General features: G+C 28.7%; 19 protein-coding genes. 11 read left to right on the top strand and 8 right to left on the bottom strand.

What is annotated here, in order from left to right:
- Positions 1–16: 16 nt before the first annotated feature.
- The 11 genes from ACKTTQ_RS05420 to ACKTTQ_RS05370 all read left to right on the top strand — a co-directional run bounded on the left by ACKTTQ_RS05420 (position 17) and on the right by ACKTTQ_RS05370 (position 13,834).
- Complete coding sequence (locus ACKTTQ_RS05420) at positions 17–880, top strand: M23 family metallopeptidase (protein WP_093870013.1); 864 nt, start codon at positions 17–19, stop codon at positions 878–880.
- Positions 881–2,374, top strand: a complete 1,494-nt coding sequence (locus ACKTTQ_RS05415; RefSeq protein WP_408048614.1) for a GH3 auxin-responsive promoter family protein — start codon at positions 881–883, stop codon at positions 2,372–2,374.
- 124 nt (positions 2,375–2,498) lie between these two features.
- Entirely contained in the window at positions 2,499–6,530 is a 4,032-nt protein-coding gene (locus tag ACKTTQ_RS05410; protein WP_408048613.1) for a hypothetical protein, read from the top strand.
- 15 nt (positions 6,531–6,545) lie between these two features.
- The gene (locus ACKTTQ_RS05405) at positions 6,546–10,364 is read left to right on the top strand and encodes a DUF6443 domain-containing protein (protein ID WP_408048612.1); all 3,819 of its coding nucleotides are present in this window, start codon (positions 6,546–6,548) and stop codon (positions 10,362–10,364) included.
- A gap of 5 nt (positions 10,365–10,369) precedes the next feature.
- Entirely contained in the window at positions 10,370–10,903 is a 534-nt protein-coding gene (locus ACKTTQ_RS05400) for a hypothetical protein (protein WP_408048611.1), read from the top strand.
- 123 nt (positions 10,904–11,026) lie between these two features.
- Entirely contained in the window at positions 11,027–11,425 is a 399-nt protein-coding gene (locus ACKTTQ_RS05395; protein WP_408048610.1) for a hypothetical protein, read from the top strand.
- A gap of 149 nt (positions 11,426–11,574) precedes the next feature.
- Complete coding sequence (locus ACKTTQ_RS05390; RefSeq protein WP_408048609.1) at positions 11,575–11,751, top strand: hypothetical protein; 177 nt, start codon at positions 11,575–11,577, stop codon at positions 11,749–11,751.
- Between the two features lie 14 nt (positions 11,752–11,765).
- Positions 11,766–12,059, top strand: a complete 294-nt coding sequence (locus ACKTTQ_RS05385) for a hypothetical protein (RefSeq protein ID WP_408048608.1) — start codon at positions 11,766–11,768, stop codon at positions 12,057–12,059.
- 280 nt (positions 12,060–12,339) lie between these two features.
- Positions 12,340–12,822 carry a hypothetical protein gene (locus ACKTTQ_RS05380; RefSeq protein ID WP_408048607.1) on the top strand — a complete coding sequence of 161 codons (483 nt, stop codon included), beginning with the start codon at positions 12,340–12,342 and terminating at the stop codon, positions 12,820–12,822.
- A gap of 66 nt (positions 12,823–12,888) precedes the next feature.
- On the top strand, positions 12,889–13,245 hold the full coding sequence (locus ACKTTQ_RS05375; protein ID WP_408048606.1) for a hypothetical protein: 357 nt from the start codon (positions 12,889–12,891) through the stop codon (positions 13,243–13,245).
- A gap of 31 nt (positions 13,246–13,276) precedes the next feature.
- Complete coding sequence (locus ACKTTQ_RS05370; RefSeq protein ID WP_093870015.1) at positions 13,277–13,834, top strand: MOSC domain-containing protein; 558 nt, start codon at positions 13,277–13,279, stop codon at positions 13,832–13,834.
- Here the strand turns inward: ACKTTQ_RS05370 and ACKTTQ_RS05365 are convergent.
- The 8 genes from ACKTTQ_RS05365 to ACKTTQ_RS05330 all read right to left on the bottom strand — a co-directional run bounded on the left by ACKTTQ_RS05365 (position 13,831) and on the right by ACKTTQ_RS05330 (position 20,036).
- Positions 13,831–14,175: a VOC family protein gene (locus ACKTTQ_RS05365; protein WP_299135857.1), complete on the bottom strand. Its 345-nt coding sequence runs from the start codon at positions 14,173–14,175 to the stop codon at positions 13,831–13,833. The genes ACKTTQ_RS05370 and ACKTTQ_RS05365 overlap by 4 nt on opposite strands.
- Before the next feature lie 49 nt (positions 14,176–14,224).
- The gene (locus tag ACKTTQ_RS05360; RefSeq protein ID WP_408048605.1) at positions 14,225–15,466 is read right to left on the bottom strand and encodes an RNA polymerase sigma factor; all 1,242 of its coding nucleotides are present in this window, start codon (positions 15,464–15,466) and stop codon (positions 14,225–14,227) included.
- The gene (locus tag ACKTTQ_RS05355; RefSeq protein WP_233487104.1) at positions 15,466–15,816 is read right to left on the bottom strand and encodes a YciI family protein; all 351 of its coding nucleotides are present in this window, start codon (positions 15,814–15,816) and stop codon (positions 15,466–15,468) included. The genes ACKTTQ_RS05360 and ACKTTQ_RS05355 overlap by 1 nt, the downstream gene beginning before the upstream one ends.
- Before the next feature lie 111 nt (positions 15,817–15,927).
- The gene (locus tag ACKTTQ_RS05350) at positions 15,928–17,046 is read right to left on the bottom strand and encodes a transglutaminase domain-containing protein (protein WP_113785870.1); all 1,119 of its coding nucleotides are present in this window, start codon (positions 17,044–17,046) and stop codon (positions 15,928–15,930) included.
- Positions 17,047–17,102: 56 nt separating this feature from the next.
- Positions 17,103–17,834: a DUF4097 family beta strand repeat-containing protein gene (locus tag ACKTTQ_RS05345; RefSeq protein ID WP_113785871.1), complete on the bottom strand. Its 732-nt coding sequence runs from the start codon at positions 17,832–17,834 to the stop codon at positions 17,103–17,105.
- A gap of 43 nt (positions 17,835–17,877) precedes the next feature.
- On the bottom strand, positions 17,878–18,696 hold the full coding sequence (locus tag ACKTTQ_RS05340) for a DUF4097 family beta strand repeat-containing protein (protein WP_408048604.1): 819 nt from the start codon (positions 18,694–18,696) through the stop codon (positions 17,878–17,880).
- Positions 18,697–18,714: 18 nt separating this feature from the next.
- Complete coding sequence (locus ACKTTQ_RS05335; protein ID WP_408048603.1) at positions 18,715–19,482, bottom strand: HEAT repeat domain-containing protein; 768 nt, start codon at positions 19,480–19,482, stop codon at positions 18,715–18,717.
- 14 nt (positions 19,483–19,496) lie between these two features.
- Entirely contained in the window at positions 19,497–20,036 is a 540-nt protein-coding gene (locus ACKTTQ_RS05330) for an RNA polymerase sigma factor (RefSeq protein ID WP_299135848.1), read from the bottom strand.
- Positions 20,037–20,180: the final 144 nt, after the last annotated feature.

Below are 20,180 nucleotides of genomic sequence, written 5' to 3'. Positions count from 1 at the left end.
ACTATATTACTTAACTGTGGCCAAAAAACATAAAAAAGGAAAGTTAAAACAGAAGCTAACAGACAAATACAGATTGGTTATTTTAAATGAAGATACTTTTCAAGAGCGATTTTCTTTAAAATTATCAAGATTAAATGTATTTGTTTTTGGTGGTTTGTTTTCAATATTATTAGTGATGTTAACAACACTAATAATAGCTTTTACTTCATTAAGAGAATATATACCGGGATATTCTTCAACATCATTAAAAAAGAAAGCAACCCGTTTAATTTATAAGGCAGATTCATTAAAACAAAAATTAACAGTTTTAGAGAATTATACAAGAGCTATTAAGCCAGTTTTAACAGGAGAAATAGAACCAGAAAAAATAGACTCTATTATAAGTGATGGAATGGGAGTAGTTTTAGATGAGAAACTATTACAGCCTACTAAAAAAGATTCAGTTTTTAGAGAAAAAGTAGAAAGTAAAGATAGATTTCCTTTAACCGAAGGAGGTTTAAATAGAGCAAAAAACGTATTCTTTTCTCCATTAAAAGGAAACATGTCTCAAGAATTTGATGTTAACGAAAAACATTTTGCTGTTGATATTGTTGCTCAAACTGGTACTCCTGTTATGGCAATTGCTGATGGTACAGTTATTTTAGCAGAGTGGACTGCTGAAACTGGTTATGTAATTATGTTACAGCATACTAATAAGTTTATTTCTGTTTATAAACACAATGGAACATTGTTAAAAGAACAGGGAGAAATAGTAAAATCAGGTGAGGTAATAGCAAATGTAGGTTCAACAGGTGAGTTATCTACAGGACCGCATTTACATTTTGAGTTATGGAATAATGGGTACCCAGTAAATCCAATAAATTATATAGATTTTCAGTAAATGAGTATTAAATCAAAATTAGCAATACCTTTTGCTAAGCAAGTAAGAAAACGAGTTTATAAATGGGCTAATAATCCGCATCAAACTCAAGAAAAAGTATTTGAGTACTTAATAACTGAAGGGTGTAAAACGGCTTTTGGAAAAGATCATGATTTTATATCTATTAATACTTATGAAGATTTTAAAAAACGTGTGCCTGTAAATGATTATGAAGGTTTACGGAGTTATGTTGATAGAATTGTAGAAGGAGAAGAGAATGTACTTTGGAAAGGTAAACCTATTTATTTTGCAAAAACATCTGGAACAACATCTGGAGCCAAGTATATTCCTATAACTAAAGAGTCAATGCCAACTCATATTAAGGCAGCACGTAACGCATTGTTATTTTATATAGCAGAAACTAAAGATGCTAGTTTTGTTAATGGAAAAATGATATTTCTTCAGGGAAGCCCTGTGTTGGAAGATAAAAATGGTGTAAAATTGGGGCGTTTAAGTGGTATAGCAGCACATTATGTGCCAAATTACTTGTTGAAAAATCGTTTACCAAGTTGGGAAACAAATTGTATTGAAGATTGGGATACAAAAGTAGATAAAGTGGTTGAAGAAACATTACCGGAAGATATGACGGTAATTAGTGGGATTCCATCATGGGTTCAAATGTATTTTGAAAAACTAATTGATAAAACAGGAAAAACAATTTCTGAGATATTTCCGAATTTTAATTTTTTCGTGTATGGAGGAGTGAATTTTGAACCGTATAAGAATAAGTTTGAAGCGCTTATAGGGAAGAAAATAGATTATGTAGAGTTGTATCCAGCATCAGAAGGATTTATAGCGTATCAAGATTCTCAAACGGAAAAAGGAATGTTATTACAGTTAAATTCAGGAATTTTTTATGAATTTATTCCAGCCACTGAATTTTTTGAAGATAGTCCAACAAGAATATCATTAAAAGATGTAAAAATTGGAGTTAATTATGTAATCATTTTAAATACTTCTGCCGGTTTATGGGGGTATAATATTGGAGATACAGTAGAGTTTACGTCACTAAAACCTTATAGAATTAAGGTAACTGGACGTATTAAGCATTTTATTTCTGCTTTTGGAGAACATGTTATAGGAAAGGAAGTAGAAAAAGCATTAAATGAAGCTATTATTGGTACCGATATAAATGTTAGTGAATTTACGGTAGCACCGCAAATAAACCCTGAGGACGGCTTACCTTATCATGAATGGTTTATTGAATTTGAAAATGAACCAAACAATATTGAAGAATTATCTTTAAAGATTGATGCTTCTATGCAAGCACAAAATATATATTATCAAGATCTAATTGAGGGAAAAATATTACGTCCACTAGTTATTAGAAAAGTAAAAAAAGGCGGATTTCATGAGTACATGAAATCTATAGGTAAATTTGGAGGACAGAATAAAATACCTCAGTTGTCAGATAATCGTAAAATTGCAGATGTTTTAAATGATTTTCTGCTTTAATATATTTATATATATTTGTAACAAAAAAAGCTAAAATTCAAATAATTAAGTTTTTTTAAAAAAAACAAAATTCTTCTATAAGAGGTTTATACCTCTATTAGCAATTTACCAAAAAATAAATTTTATGAAAAAAAACATTTTTACTTTATATATTGTTTTATTATCAGTTTTGATAGTTAATGCTCAGGATTTTAAGCCTATGAAATCTCCAGGAGTAACGACTTTTTTAAATGCAAATTATTTACCTGTAAATGAGTCTACCGGGAAAATTGATGTAAAAATCCCTATTTATACCATAAAATTAGATGGATTATCAATTCCTATTTCTTTGTCTTATGATACAGGAGGGGTAAAAGTTGATGCTCCTGCTTCTTCAGTAGGGCTTAACTGGACATTAAATGCATCTGGTTTAATTTCAAAAGAAATAATTGGAACTCATGATTTGAAAACAAAATTTATAAAGAATGATATAGTTCCAAGTCCTCCAGGGTATGTTTACACTAAATACGGGTATCTAAGCCATCTTTTTGAAGTGAGTAATATACCAGTAATTGAGGGGTTTAGAGATGGTAGACCGGATCTTTTTTATGTAATGGCTCCTGGTTTGTCAACAAAATTTACTCACAAGAAAAATGGAGAAGCTTTTGAAATTTCAAATAATGTTAATAAAATAGAAAGTGCATTTAGTAAATTATCTAGTCCTTATAATAAAGAATCTAATAAGTATAATTTTAAGTTTAAAATAAAGTCTAATAAAGGGTTTGTTTATTCTTTTAAAGAAAGAGAAACATATCAATCTTTTCAAATTTCCCGGAGTCAAAATAGTACAAAGTATCCTTTAACAGATAATCTAATATTTCCTGTATGGTCTGAAAATTTAACAGACAAACAAGCTGAAGAGTTATTTAATAATTTTAGAAAACATCCTTATTTTATAGAAGATGATACAGAAGATTTAGGATTGGTACATTTATCTTCGATAAAGAGTCCAATGAGCAAGAAAAGGGTGGAGTATTTTTATGAAAACACGTTTATAGTAGATAATAATAGGAGGATTGAAAGAACTCTAGATAAATTTAATGTCGTTAGCCAAGTTAATTATGAACATGATTTTAGTAAAACAAAAACTTTAAAAAAAATAGTATTTCCTCAAGGAGTAATTGATTTTTATTATGACTCTAATCGTTTAGATGTTAGAGGAGGAAAGATTTTGAAAAAAATTGAAATTAGAAATAATCAAGGAAATTTTATAAAAGGAGTTGTTTTTGAGCATGATTATTTTAATTCAATTGAAAATTGTTCTAATAATTATTGTTACCGACTTCGTTTAAATAGTGTAAAATTTCTTGATAAGGATAAAAAGGTAATGCCTGGATACAGTTTTGAGTATAATACGGGTAAGTTGCCAAAACGTTTTTCTGTAGATCAAGATTTTATGGGATATTATAATGGAACTAGTAGTATCAATGAAAAGCAGTATTTTCCTAAATCATATTATAAAGCAGGGCAAGGAAAAAAATCAATAATTCCGTTCCCTTTTACAGGATATACTATGTTACCAGGAGGGAATGCAAGTAAAGTACCCAATATTAATTATACTAAGGCTGCATCATTATCTAAAATAACATATCCAACAGGTGGGGTTACAAAATTTAATTTTGAATTGAATACATTTAATTTTCAAGGAACAACAGTCAATAGTGGAGGACTTCGTTTAAAATCTCAAGAATTATATAATAAACAAATTTTACAAAAAAAGATATTGTATGAGTATACTCTTGAAAATGGAAAATCATCAGGAAGTATTACTAATTTGCCGTTATTTATGGGAGCAAAAACGGATAATTTTGGATACAAACCAGTAACAAAACAAGTGTCCAATACTAAGTTAGAGTTAACTAATGGAGCTTACGTAACTTATTCTAGAGTTAAAAGTAGAGAAGTAAATAATGGATATACAATAAATACTTATACAAATGCAGTTGATTACCCTAACTTTACTCCTTCAACTTATAGTTTACATGGAAATACTTCTAATACAAATTGGCTTAATGACGCAATTGGTAAAGGATATTTACTTGATATATACAGAGACTATTCTGTAAAAAGATCTAGGTTGTTAACATCAAAAGTATACAATGAAAATAATGTGTTAATTACAAGTAAAGAGAATGAATACAAATACTTTGAATATAACAGTTTTAATATTGATCAACGAATAATTACATTTTACCCTAATTTAGCATATTCAACCGGAACCAATACAGGTTTTGCTAAATTTACAAGTGTTTTACCCTCTGAATCTTTTAATTTAAAAAAAACTACCCAAAAAAAATATTCCTCTCAAGGGGTAATAAAAAGCGAAAAACAATATATTTATGACGTTAATAGACCTTTTGTAAAAGAGTCATTAAACATTATTGGTGATGGTGAAATCATTAAAGAAAAATCTTTATACCCTTTTGATTTAGAAGTATTGTCGAACCCAAATGTTTTAAAATTAAAAGAGTTAAATATTTTAACTCCTGTAAAAACATTTGTTTATGAAAATAATACTTTATTAGCAACATCAGAAACTATTCTTGAAGATTTTGGGAATGATAAAATTTTACCTAAAGCGACAAAATCTTCAAGAGGTATAGCTCCATTAAAAGTAAAAAAAGAATTTCATAATTATGATATTAGAGGGAACCTTACTGAGTACTCAGATAATTATGGAACACATGTAACTGTATTATGGGGGTATCGTTATCAACACAAAATTGCAGAAATTATAGGAGCTAACTTATCTGAAGTATTAGTAGCTTTAAATATAAATAATTTGGATGTACTGCAAAATTTGTCTAATAATGAGTTAAAAATCAAATTAAATAGTTTGAGAGCAGCACTGCCTAATGCACAGGTGTATAGTTATATTCATACACCACTTGAAGGAACGAATGAAATAACGAGCCCTAATGGGAAAACAAAATATTTTAGCTACGATACTTTTCATAGATTAAACCTTGTTAAAGATAAAGATAATAATATTGTAAGCAGAAATACATATAACTATAAGTTGTCGCCAACAGCAGAAAATATCCATGAGGAGAACTTACAGTTAGAAATTAAAAAAAGGCCTACAGATTTTTATACTTCAAAACAATCGGCAACTAATCATAAAACGGTAGTTGCAGCTTTTGTTAAAGGAGGAAAAGGAAACTATAAATATCAATGGAGTTTGGTTGGAACAACTACTGTTTTAGCTGACGAATATGATTATGTTGTAGACATTCCATGTGGTGAGAGTAGAAACTTACAAGTAAAAGTAACGGATGATAATAATACTCAAATAACTAAAACTATTACGGTGTATGCTGCTCATTGTAATGAACCATTTTTTGTAGGAGAAATTCAAGGTGCTTCAACTACAAATAATCAAAATAATTTTTGGGTAGATATTCCACAAGGAGGTAGTTATGATATTTTTTCATACCAATGGTATATCCCAAATAACACATCAGGTGTTGGTGCGCCTTTAAAGTATGATGATCCTGTATATCCAAAATCAGCAGGACTCTTAACAAATACATCTGGAAGGCCTGTGACCGTGAATTTAAGTGTAAAAGTTACTGACATAGAAAGTGGATATTTCGTTATACGAAGTAAATCGGTTGTTATTCAACCAGAATTTGAAATTAATTCTTGTTTTGTAGCAGGAACAAAAATTACGTTGGCTGATGGAAAACAAAAATTAATAGAAGAAGTTTCTGTAGGAGATAAAGTTTTAACTTATAATATTAAAACACAAAAAACGGAGGTTGGAGTAATAAATAATTTAGTGTCACCAATTCATACTAACCTTGTTGTTTTTACTTTTGAAAAAAACATAACAAATACAAATACATTAGATCATCCTTATTATGTAAAGGGAAAAGGTTGGGCTTCATATAATCCTGAAATGACAAAAATAAAATATGGGCTTAATGTTAAGAAAATAGAAATAGGTGATTTTGTATTACTTTATAATTCGAATAAGAAAAAGGTAGAAGAAATTAAATTAGTAAGTCAGAAGTTATTCTCAGAAACTCAAAAGACATATAATTTAGATAAAGTAAGTAAAAACCATAACTTTTTTGCTAATGGTATTTTAGTTCATAACAAATCATCGTACTAATAAAATTGCTAAAAAATGAAAAAATTAAATAAATACCTTTTTTACTTAGGTTTACTTATAACAACTAGTATAGTTGCACAGACCACTATTCCAGAAACAATTGTTAAAGAGAATTACACAGTTACAGGTACAGAGGTTTTAACCGCATCTAAATCAATAATACTAAAACCTGGTACATGGATAAAAAGCGGAAGTGTTTTTACTGCAAAAATAATTGAAGATGCATATACCCCAGTTCAATTAAGTAATGAAAATTATATTTTCACTCAAACTTTTCAAGTACCAACTACAACTGGAGTTGTTTCATTCAATAAAGATGTAAATGAAAGTGTTAAATATTTTGACGGATTGGGAAGAGCTTTGCAAGACAGAGCAATTAAACAGAGCCCTTTGAAAAAAGATATTGTACAACATTATGAATACGATGCTTTTGGAAGAAAAGCAAAAGAATACTTACCGTATGTTTCTTCTAATAATAAAGGAGGTTTTGAAGCTACGGCAAAATCTAAAATATTAAATTTTTATAACACCCCTAAATATGAAAATACATTAAATCCTTTTACAGAAAAGCAATTTGACAATTCACCATTAAATAGAGTTTTTAAAGAAGCAGCTCCAGGAAATTCATGGGCTTTAGGGAGCGGACATGAAACAAAAATTGAGTATCAAACAAATATAGCTAATGAAGTAAAGCTTTTTAAAGTTAATTTAAGTACAAACAACACACCTACATTAACAGGAGGTAGTTGGTGTTTACCAGGTCAATTATATAAAGTAATAACAAAAGATGAGAATTGGAAAACATCAGATGGTGTTAATAAAACAACAGAAGAATTTAAAGATAAAAAAGGAAATATTGTTTTAAAAAGAACCTACAATAATACCCAAAAACATGATACATATTATGTGTATGATATATATGGAAATTTAACATTTGTACTTTCTCCTAATGTAAATGTACATAATTCTAATTTATCTGAAATCACTTCAAAATTAAATGATTTAGGGTATATTCATAAATATGATGATAAAAATAGACTGGTAGAAAAGAAAGATCCGGGTAAAGGATGGGAATACGTTGTATATGATAAATTAGACAGACCTGTATTAACTCAAAATCCTTTACAAAGAGCAAAAACTAACAAAGAGTGGTCATTTATAAAATTTGACAAATTTGGGAGAGAAGTTTATACGGGGGTATACAAAAGCAACGATTCAAGAATTAACATACAAAATGCAATTGATAACCATGTAGTATTAGTAGAAGAACGAGGTACAAGTATGTTTGGTTACACCAATGTGGCTTTTCCAACAGCTATAAACTCTCAAGATGTTTATACTGTAAATTATTTTGATAACTATAATTTTGATAAAAACGGATTATCAATACCTGCAAGCGTTTATGGAAAAACAATTTCTAATGCTACAAAAGGATTAGCTACTGGAAGTAAAGTAAAAGTATTAGGAGAGACAAAATGGATTACTACAGTTACTGGGTATGATGATAAAGAACGTCCAATTTATGTGGCAAGTAAAAACGATTATTTAAATACTACAGATGTAATTAAATCTAATCTTGATTTTGTTGGTAAAGTTATAGAAGCTACTGAAACACATACTTCAAGTGTAGCAACAGTAACAGTGGTTAATAAATTTACGTATGATCATACTGGAAGGGTACTTACTCAAAAGCAAAAAATAAATAATCAACAAGAAGAGCTCATAACAAAAAACAGCTATGATGAATTAGGTGTTGTAGAAAATAAAAAAGTAGGAAAATCAGAAACTAATTATTTACAAAGCGTAGACTATAAATATACGATACGAGGATGGCTTAAAAGCATAAATAGCGATTCAAATTCCGATAACGATTTATTTAACCTAAGTTTAAAATATAACGATGTATCTGACACCACTAAAAAATTGTATAATGGTAATATTTCTCAGGTTTCATGGAGTACATTAAGCCAAGATTCATCCACTAAATCGTATTTGTTTTCGTATGATGATTTAAATAGAATGTATGAAGCTACTGGTTCACATACCTCTAATTATAATGTTAATAATATTACCTATGATTTAAACGGAAATATTAAAACACTTCGTAGAAATGGTTGGCAAAACACAGTAAGTTTTAGTAATATGGATGATTTAATTTATGAGTATGATGCAGGTAATAAATTAAATGCAGTTATTGATAATGGAAACAAGAATTATGGTTTTAAGGATAAACCTTACAAATTAGATTATACTTATGATAGTAGTGGAAACTTAATATCTGATAAAAATAAAGATATTGGTAGTATAAAATATAACTATTTAAATTTACCAACTGAAATTACATTTACAAATGGTTCAGGAGGTAGAATTAATTACGTGTATGATGCTATGGGAAATAAACTGTTAAAATCAGTAAATGATTTTTCAACTACTAAAATTACACAATATGCTGGTAATTATGTGTATTCAGGTTCTATAAGTAATGGTTTACCTCCAGGAGGAAACAATACTTTAACGTATTCTTTACAATTTTTTAGTCAACCAGAAGGGTATGTAAAACCTGTGATTGCTAGCGGTAGTGTAGCAATCTCATCATTTGAATACGTATACCAATACAACGACCATTTAGGTAATGTACGTTTATCATATACTGATGTAAATAACAACGGTACTATTTCAACTTCTGAAATTATAGAAGAGAACAACTATTATCCCTTTGGTTTAAAGCATAAAGGATATAATGGAGTATATATTCCTAATGGAAATATCATAGCTCAAAAGTATAAATATAACGGCAAAGAATTTGAAGAAAGTTTAGGGTACAATATGTATGAAATGGATATGCGTTCGTATGATCCTGCTTTGGCACGTTGGGTAGTACAAGACCCAGTTATACACCATGGTTTATCACCGTATAATGCTTTTGATAATAACCCAATATATTATGCTGATCCAAGCGGAGCCGATTCTGATGCTGCCGGCTTTGGGCTAGGTAGAACTAGAGGAGAAAATTGGATAATTTATAATTTTGGGATGAGTGCAGAAGATTTAGCTAAAGCTGAGGGAGGCAATCAGCCTTATGATTGGTATTGGAATAGTAAATCTAATAAGTTAGAATGGTATAAAGGGAGTAAAGTTAAACCAGGTTTAATGTGGGTTGGATCTGATTCTTCTTCTAATGGTTTTTTAAAAATGTTATCTTTAGCTTTTGGGGGAGATGGAAGTATTCCAGGATATGGTATTATTGGAGCTGCTTATTTTAATATAAAAAATGGGTGGAATGATGGATTATCTCAAAGGGGTAATGATTTTGTCTCTTTTGCTGAGTCTCCTAAAGAGACAACATTAAAAGGGGTTGTTAATTTTGCAAATAATACAGGAGCTTTTATTACTGATTTTGCTTTATCTGGAGGGAATGATATTTGGGCATTCGCAGGAAGAAGAGCTTATGATACTATGTCTCAAATGTCACTATATGATTGGTCTTATGCGGCAGGACATAGTGCACCTGGGATGGCTTTCAGTTTTGGAACTGGACAATTAATTAGAACTATTAATTTTGGAAGTTTTAATTTAAGATATAGTACAGGTAATTTTATATATAAGACAGCAAGAATTGATTCAAGAATTACTAGTAGAGGATGGCCAGGGATAGGGCAAAGAGATGTTGGTCACAGGGGAGCTACTTTTTTTAGAAAAGAAATATTAACCAATGGTAAAATTCAAGTGCAAAGTTGGAATAATATAAGGTTTTACCATTCTATAGGTAACAGGAAATTTGATATAACATTTAATCCATGGAGTTGGAAAATTTTTCATGAAGCTCCTTATTAATAATTATGAAAGTTAATATTTTAAAAATAGCGTTTGAGTTAGAACTTGTGACTTTAGATGATTTATTGAGTTGGTCTTATGATATGCTGAAAAAAGGGTATGAACATAATTTTTTTATGGAGTTAGCATTAATCCACAGGAAAGACAAGACTGATGTTTTAATTGAATTATTAGATCAATACCATTACTTGTTTTCTATTTCTATGGATAATATCGATGAGTTCAGTTCTTTAGTGTATTCTTTTTTAATAAAGAAGAATGATTATAATAAAATGAGGACTATTCTTATTAAATATTTTAACTCGATATCCGAAGATATTTTGAATAAGGGATTATGGGTTGCAAATGAAATGAAAGAAAGGGACTACGGTTTTTGGATATCGATTAAGGATGATTTAGATCTTAGATTAAATAATAGACAATGGTCGATGAATTATGAAGAAGAGATTAAAAAATATTTCAAATACTTTGAGATAAAGTCTTATTCCAATACTTCTTTTTTTGATGTTTTTTTACAGGAGTTTGTAGATTTAAATTAATATTTGAGAGAAATCAATCAACATAACTCAAACCTAAGATCTATTTATTCAATAGATTTTACTGTTTGGAAAGATAGAATTGTGTTTAGGAAACTTGTATCCTGTTTTTCACAATATAATAAGTTGAATTTTTATTTAGTCACCAGTAAAATATTTGATGAAACTCAAGAAAGTATTAAGATTATTCCCGAAAACGTAAGTGTACTATTCTCAGATGAAGAGTACAAAGATAAAATTTATCATTCCAAGTATCATAGAACTAATGATTTAAGTTTTTTAGATTTTTTTATTGAAGAATGGCAAGAGTATGAAAATGTTGCCATGATTCTATCGGTGAATGAAATTAAGATTAATAGTAGTTTTTTTAGAAAATCATGGAAAGATTATACAAATTTAAATAATTCATTTATCTTTTTCAAAGGAATTGAAGATAGTGTTGTCTGGATAGGGAAGAGTATTAGTTTAAACTTTCCTGATATAGAAAGTATTAGAACGTATAATCCAACGTTAAGTGGAAAGTAAAAAATGTTTCCTGTAATTTTAGATTTAAATTCAATAAATAAGTTAAAAATCTCCAATATCAATTGGTGGAATGTTATAAGGCCATTGGGTATAAAACCATTAATGTTTAGAGGGTAACCAGCTGGTTGGTAGTGGTCTAGGTGGATGGTGTGAAAAATAGAATAGATTTTCATAAATTAGGTAGAGCATCTCGTAAAACAGCAAGATTATCAAGACTATGGTTTTGGAAAAATAAAAAACTATTACATTATGATAGAGGGAAAGGAAATAATTTACAATATCATAGGCCATGGGAAATAGGGCCAGATGGTAAAAGAAGATGGTAATAAATTTAAAAAAGATGAATAAAGCTAAGTTTTATAGTATATATATACCCGCATTAGAAAAAGCATTATTAAATGACAATAATAGGGAAGCTTTTTATGTTGCTCCACCTGAAGATTATATTTCAAATGATTTAATTAGTGATATTGACAATTATTTAGAAACTTGTAATGATTCATTTCTTACAAGAGTAGCGTATTATTTCGATGCAGTTTCACATGGTTTTCCAGATATAAATGGTTTAAATATTGATACTTACAAAAAAGATTTGCTATTAAAAATAAATGAGATAAAAAAAGAAATTTTATAATTGAAATAAAGCCATATCATATGATATTGTAGCATGGTTTTATAGCTCTATGGTATTTTGAGAAAAAGTATACAAGTATATTAAAGTAAGTTTTGAAGGAGGTAATGATTATGATGTAATAACATATTTAGGTGGGCCTTCAAACAGTGATGCTATAGATAAATTATTAGGAAGTTATTTAGGAGGGTCTACTCAAAAAATAGATAACCCTTTTAATCCTTCCTTTTCAGATAGAATTTCTCCTGGTATTTGGCAAAGTTCTGGATTAAACGGATCAAGGTTGGCTAATGGTGCTGCTACTCCTGGGCATTATGGAGATTTTATTCCACTTCCTTTTATAGCAAAAGGATTAGGTTGGTTTGGTAAAAAGTTGTTAGGATTTGCTACTAAGCAGGTACAAAATCTAATGATTAGGTACGCTTTCAGAATAACCAACCCTCATTTAACATCACAAATTGTGAAAACGTCATTGGGAAGATTTGATTATTCTAAGCCAGTTTATTCAATGTTAAGAAGAGCACCAAAAGGAGGGATCCGTATTGGAGGGAAGAAGTATTTAGGAGGTCTAATTTTACCTTTTCCTAGAGTCTATTATGGTAGAGGAGCTACTTTTATTCCCAAAACTGTTTTTGGATCAGGAATGAAACCCTGGCCACAGGTTTATTTACCTGGAAAATTTAATAGATGGGCTACAGGAGTTGGACTTTCTGGTCTTGGTTTTATGTATTATTATCAAAAAACAATGAAAAAAGTTAAAAAATAATTTAATTTGAGAAAAGCATGATTAAAGAAAATGAGTTATTTGAACTTTTAAATAGGTTAAAAAACCTTGAAGATAAAAAACCTCCAATTAGATGTTTTTAGATCAAATGGGCAAGTGTTAATGCAGCTATATAAGCAAAGAGATGTTAATTTATGGGATTTGAATTTTGATTTTCCAGATGATAAAGCAATAGTAATTGAAGTGTCTTTTCATAAAGATAAATTAGATAACAGTAAGAATTTAAGTAATTTTAAATCATCAAAATTATTTGAAAAGTTTACTGAAGTTGAGAAAAATGATTACTTTCTAAGGTTGAGAGGAAATACTGATACTATAGAAGTGTATAAGGTGGTAATGAAAATAGTTAATGATGTGTATTCGTTGAAAAATGAGTACATAAACTATACGCTAAATGCGTATTAACTTATCTTTGTTTTATTAAATATCTTATTTCATGAAAATAATAGCTACAAGCATAGGAGAACGTAAAGAAGTAGATTGGAAAGGAAAAACGATTACTACTGGTATTTTTAAATTTCCTGTTGAAAAAGCTATTTATTTAGATGTTGAAGAAATAAAAGGAGATGCTATTTGTAATAGAGAAAGCCATGGAGGAGTAGATCAAGCTGTATATGGGTATTCTCAAAAACATTATGAGTATTGGAAAGAATTTTATCCAGATTTGGAATGGCAACATGGAATGTTTGGTGAAAATTTAACAATTGACGATTTAGATGAAACTAAGATTCATGTAGGAGATACTTATAAAGTAGGGGAGGCAATATTAGAAGTAACTAAGCCAAGAGAGCCATGTATGAAACTTGGAGTTCGTTTTAATAATATGAAAATTGTAAAGCAATTTTGGCAACAGAATTATTCAGGAATTTATTTTAAAGTTTTAGAAACTGGTTTTGTAAAATCTGGAGATCAGTTTATACAGATAAAATCATGTACTGACGCTAAAACTATTGCTGAGGTATATAATGAAAAAAGAACTAAAAATAAATCTTAATTATCTGACCAAACAGCGAGCTCATTTCCAGAAGGATCAGTAAAATGAAATCTTCTGCCACCAGGAAATGAGAAAATATTTTTAGTTATTTTTCCTTCAAATTTGACAATTAAATTTTGAATGCTTTCTAAGTCTTTATGATATAATACGACCAATACCCCGTTTTTTATTTTCTTTTCAGATTTTTCAAACCCTCCTTCTACACCACTATTTGAAAAAGCAACATAGTTAGGACCATAATCGGTAAAAACCCACTCAAAAGTATTGGTGTAAAATGTTTTTATCTTTTCAAGATTACTAGCTGTAAATTCTATATAATTTATGTGATTGTTGGTATTCATTTACTATAGTTTTAGTCAATGTAATTTCAGTGAAAGATAGAACTAAAAACTAAAGGTTATACATTACTTTTCTCTTTTTTAGTAGGTATTTTTTTTCTAATGAATTATTTACATTTTTTAAAGAAATATCAATATATTTTATAGCTTCTTTAATTTTTCCAGTTTGATAAAAGAACTCGGCTTTGGCTCCAAAATATAAATAAGAGCGTTGCCCTAAATCAAGAGGAGTAATTTTATCAAAATAGTAATTAGCTTTAATATAGTTTTTACTTTGTAAACACACTACAGCCATACTTAATAAATGTGAAGTTGTTGGTTGTAGTTTATATAAGTGTTGATACCATTGTAATATTTTATTCCAATTTGTTTGCTCAAAGTTAGGTGCTTTAATATGTTCAGCTATTATAGCAGCTTCATAATGATAACAAGAAAATTCATCGTTTTCTACAGCTTTATTCATCATTGCATTTCCTAATTGTATTAAAGGAAAAGACCATTTGTTTCTATCTTGAGTTTTTAAATCGAGTAATTCGTTTTCAGTATTTATTTTTGCATCTAAGCGAGCGGCATGAAAACACATTAAAGCAAACAATGCGTAACTAGCAGAAATATTTGTGTGCTTATTTTTTAATAACATTTTACATAAACGCATAGCTTCACCGCACAATTCATTTTGGATTAAAATTTCTTTTTTATTAGAATGAAATCCTTCATTAAAGATGAGGTATAAAATTTCTAAAACACTTTCAATTCTAATAGGTAATTGATTTCCAGTTGGTATTTTGAATTGTAAGTTTGTTTTCTGAATGTTTTGTTTAGCCCTTAATAATCTTTTTTTTATGGTTTCTTCTTTAGTCAATAAAGCAGAAGCTATTTCTTTTATACTAAATCCAGAAATGGTTTTTAAGGCAAATGAAATTCTATCTTTTGCATTTAAACTTGGATGACAAGCAGTGAAAATCATTCGTAATTGAGCATCCTCAATTTCAGTATCTAAAAAAAGGTCATTGATAGAAATAGCTTCAATACCATTTTTAATTTCCGGGATATATTTCTTTTCAGCTTTTAATTTTCTAAATAAATCTAAAACTCTATTTTTTGCAGCATGAGTTAACCATGCTTCAGGATTATCAGGTTGCTGATTACGCCAACTTGTACTTGTTTTTAAAAAAGTATCTTGAACAGCATCTTCTATAATTTCAAGATTAGATAATCCAAAAATTCGAGTTAAAACAGCAACCATCTTCCCGCTATGATGGCGGAAAAGATGATCTATGAGTTTAGAATCCATTAACTGTCAAATACCATAATTTCACGAATTTCTACCGTGTTTCCTAAGTCGTAATCAGGGAAATCTTGCGCAATTTCTTGTACTGAATCAAAATCACTAGCTTCAACTAAATAATAACCCCCTACAATTTCTTTAACTTCAGCTGAAGTTAAATCTGTAACTGTTCTATTTTGTCCAACAATACGTCTTATTTGTGATGTTAAAGCTTCTCCACCACGTAAGATACCAGCCTTTTCCATTTTCTCACTCCATGCAAACCATTTTTCCATGCGATTTTGTATTTCTTCTGGAGAAAGTCCAAGATCAGTGTATTCAGTTCCAACAAAAAGCATCATAAATTTTTTCATCATTTAAAGTTTTAAAGTTTTGTATTAGTAAGACGTTTTCCAAAAATAAAAAAGGACACTTTTTTTAATTTTATTTCAAAATTAAATTATGAATACTAATTTAACTAAATAATTTTAATGTGGTTTGGCGTAAAAATCTTTTAAAGAGTTTGTATAGATACAATAATTGATTTTAGAACTCCAAAAATCAATTTTCCTTGGATTAGGAGCTTCAGTTGGTACTAGCATTAGGGTTGTTTTATCATTTATTTTCTGTTGATTAATGTCAGTTCCAATTAAGTTTCGATGATCTAAGCTAGTATCTAAATAGTATAAATAATCATATACAAACTCAGTATATGATCTTTTTGATACTTCTTTTAAGCTAGTTAGCTCTAGGTTTTCATAGTTATTAGTTAATGCATTTTGAAACTCAACAGCATTTAAAGGAATATTATTTAAAGTAGGCATAACATTGAACTGACCATCTACAAATGCCCATTTTTGTATATCATTAATAAAAACCTCAGTAGCTACATGTCCGGGAGAAGATTTTCTTGTTTCTACATCTTTAGTTTTTAAATAAATAGTTCTAGCCTTAAAACCTGCATTTTCTAATTGGGCTTTTAGTACAATTGCATAGGCAAAGCAAGGAAATCTACCTCCAGCTTTAGCTTCATCTAAAATAGTAATTGGGTCTGATTTACTTGGTGAGTTATTTCCGCTATGTTTCCATCTAGCATTTGTCCAATCTAAAATTTTCACGATTTTTTCAGTGTCGTTAGATTTTTGATCGATTAAGTTTTGGATAGGGTATTTTGAAGCAAGTTTTGTTAGATATTGATTTTCTTTGTTGTTTTCATACAAAATAAAGAGACTGTCATTTTTAGAAGTAATGTTATGTTTTATTTCTTCCCTCGAAAAAGAAGTCCCTTTAATTATTGTATGTGCATATATAGAATCATTTAAGTGTACATAAAAATCATACGATTTCCCTTCAAAAACATCAAAAGAAATGCTATCCATGTCTGTTTTGAAAACGAACTTTTCAGGATTGGAAAGGCATTGTATTTTCAAAGTATCATGCTTTACTTGTGGAGCAATAGACCATCTTCCGTTATACCAGTTTTCTGCAATTTTAAAGCTAGTATTTACAGTTGATGCATTTATTACTGGATGATTGTTGTATGTTTTTGATTCTTTACAAGAAATAAATAAGCCTGTTAAAATAAGTACTAAAAATAGTTTTTTCATAGTTATATATTGTGTTTATTTTATAGACTATAAATATACTTATAAGGTTGCCTTATTTAAATTTTTCTTAACAGAATATCTCCACTAACGGTTTTTAATTTTAAATAAGCAGTACCGTTTTTTATGGTTCCTTGAATTTTATTACGAGATGATCTTTTGCTTTTTTGATTAAAGTCAATATCTAAATCTGAGTACACAGTACCAGTTAATGTTCTTGCTTCAAAAGTAGCATCAGCTACAGCAACATCAATATCACCACTAACAGTTTTTAAATACATGTTTTCTGAGTGTTTTTTTATATCAATATTACCGCTAACTAAATCTAGCGTTAATTTCCCTTGATATGAAGAAACGGCTACATCACCTGAAATACTTTTAACTTTTAAAGTCATTTTTTTAGGTACATAAATAACATAATTAATAACTATATTATTATGGTTAGAACAAAAATTGTAACTGTTACAACCTTTACCACTGTGAGTTATAGTAACTCCTTTTTTATGTTTTTTAAATAAGTTGCCAAAATCAGATTTTACATTATAAATAGCTCCCGTTTTTTTGGTTTCAAATTTAAAGTAGTCATTGTCTTTATTGTCGTTTATATTAACGTTAGCAACTACTGAGATTTCATTTTTATTCCAATTTTGAACTTCTATAGTGTTAGCAAATTTGGTATTTACATACACTTCTTCAATAGAGTTAGAATTTTGTTTTGTTACTACTTTTTTTTGAGCGGTTAGGTTACTAAAAGGCAATAGTAATCCTATGAATAAGAATAAACTTTTCATTTTTTTAGATTTTAAATTACGTGTGAATTAGTTTTTTAAGAGACTATTTTTTTCTAAGATAGATGTCTCCCATAGATGATCTTAATTTAATTTGCACACCACCATTATTAATGGTGCTTACAATTCTTTTTCTACCACTTACATTTTTTAAACCTTCTTTTGTAGGAATGTTAATATCAAAGTTGGTATACACTGTTTTGTTAGTTTTTATTTCTAAATCTGCTTTTGTTGAAGCAGGAATAGCAATGTCAATTTCACCAACAGATGAACTTATACTAATAGGAGATGATTGATTTACTTTACTAAAATCGATATTAATTGCTCCTGTACTAGAGTGGGCAGTAATAGGTCCAGTAACATTTTTCATGCTAATTTCACCAACATTTGAGTCAGCTTCAATTTCAGAAGAAAATCCTTCAATATGAATGCTTCCTAAGTTACCTGAATCTACAAAAAGATTAATGTTTTTAGGAAGCTCAAGCTGAATTCCATGTCGTTGGAAACGAGATTTTAAATCTTTAACAATTAAGGTGCTTCCTTCTTTTGTTATAGAAAAACCAAACCCATTAGTGTTGTCTTTACCTCCTGGGTAAATAGCGGTTAATCCTTTTCTTTTATCTTTTTTCTTTTGATGATGTTTGTTATTGGAGTGTTCACGATCATTATCTTCTTCACATTGATTGTCAGAATGATTACTGTGATTTTTTAATAGTAATGAATTTGTATTCGTTGCTATAACTTTAATTGTAGTGTTTGATAAAATATGTACTTTTTTTACTCCTTGTAAAGAATGTTTGTGTTCTTTGCCTTGAGAAAAAGCAGTGCTTCCAATAAATAATAATAATAGGACTATTTTTTTCATGATGTTTTATAATTTTAATTACAATAAACTTGGTATGTTGTATTGTAGTTCTTGTTTAACATAATTTGGTGTTTCTTCGTTTTCTAGTAGTTTTTTCATGGGTTCGAGCGCTCTTTTTTCTTGTATTTTAGCTAAAATTTGAATTAATTCAATTTGAATAATGGCTTCTTTTTCTGTTTGCAATGCTTTAATTAAAGCTGTTTTCACAAGTTCTAATGATGAAAATTTTGAAAGTGCTTCTGCTGCAGCTAATCGCACATTAACATTTTTATCATAGAATAGCTTATTAACTATGGCTTCAATTATTTCTATATTATTTTCCGAAAACTTTTTTGAATTTGTTACTCCTAAAATTCGTTTACTAGCCGATTGGTTATCTAATAAAGCAAAAAACTGTTGTTTCTGTTGTGTTTTTTGCTGACTAGCAATTGATGTTTTTTGTTGATTAGACTGCCTACCAATTAAAAAAGCACTTAAAACTATTAAAATACTTGCAGCAATTTTTATATACGATTTCCAATCTGGTTTAGACTTTAATGAAATAACTTTAGTGTTTGCCTCTTTGATTTCTTTAGCTAAAAAGTTTTCAAAGTTCAATTTTAATGTTTCACCAGGTTTTTCTATTTCATCATTAGATATAATTAAAAGAATATCTTCTAATTTTTTTAATTCATTAGTACAATTATCACAAACTCTTATATGAGTTTCTATTTTTAAATGCTCTTCATTTGAGAGTTTATTATCTATATAATTAATAAGTTGATTTTGTACGTCGTTACAATTCATAATATGTTTTTTTATCAACCTTCTATAGTTTGAAAATACATGTTTTTTAATTTCTTTAAAGCCCTATGTGTTTTGACTTTTATAGCTCCTGCTGAACTTCCTAAAATCTCAGCAATTTGTTCGTAATTTATTCCCTGATATCTATGCATTACAATTAATTCTCTATCAGAAACACTCAACTGTTGTAATGATTTTTGTAAATGCTCAATTGCTTCTTTATTTCCTTCTGAAGCTATTTCTTCATTCGAGCTTATTAAATCATCATTAATAATATTGGCTCTTTCTTTTTTGTTTTTTTGATAGTGACTTGTAAAAATATTTCTTGCTATTGTAAATATCCAAGATGCAAAATTTCCACTTTTATAAGATGATTTATATTTTAATATTTTTATAAATACTTCTTGTGTTAAATCTTCACTAATCGTTTTATCACGTAACATTTTCTTGAAAAAATTATAGATGCGAAGATGATATCTATCAAAAATGATGGATAGCTTTTCTAGGTCTCCATTGGCAACTAGTAACATAAGTTCTTCGTCTGTTAAGTTTTTCAATGTGTTAGTTTTGGTTAGTTTCTATCTTTAAAACCATCAATTTACAAAAAGGTTACACTTAGGGTGAAAAAAAATTAAAGAATAAAAAAACTCACCATTGGGTGAGTTTTAAATTATAGTTGATTAAAGTTAAGTTTTACTTAA

It is taken from the genome of Tenacibaculum halocynthiae, from assembly GCF_964512825.1.
In the GTDB taxonomy this organism is placed as follows: Bacteria; Bacteroidota; Bacteroidia; order Flavobacteriales; family Flavobacteriaceae; genus Polaribacter; species Polaribacter halocynthiae.
The sequence above is the reverse complement of the archived record's forward strand: the minus strand, read 5'-3'. Positions and strand labels throughout refer to the sequence as shown.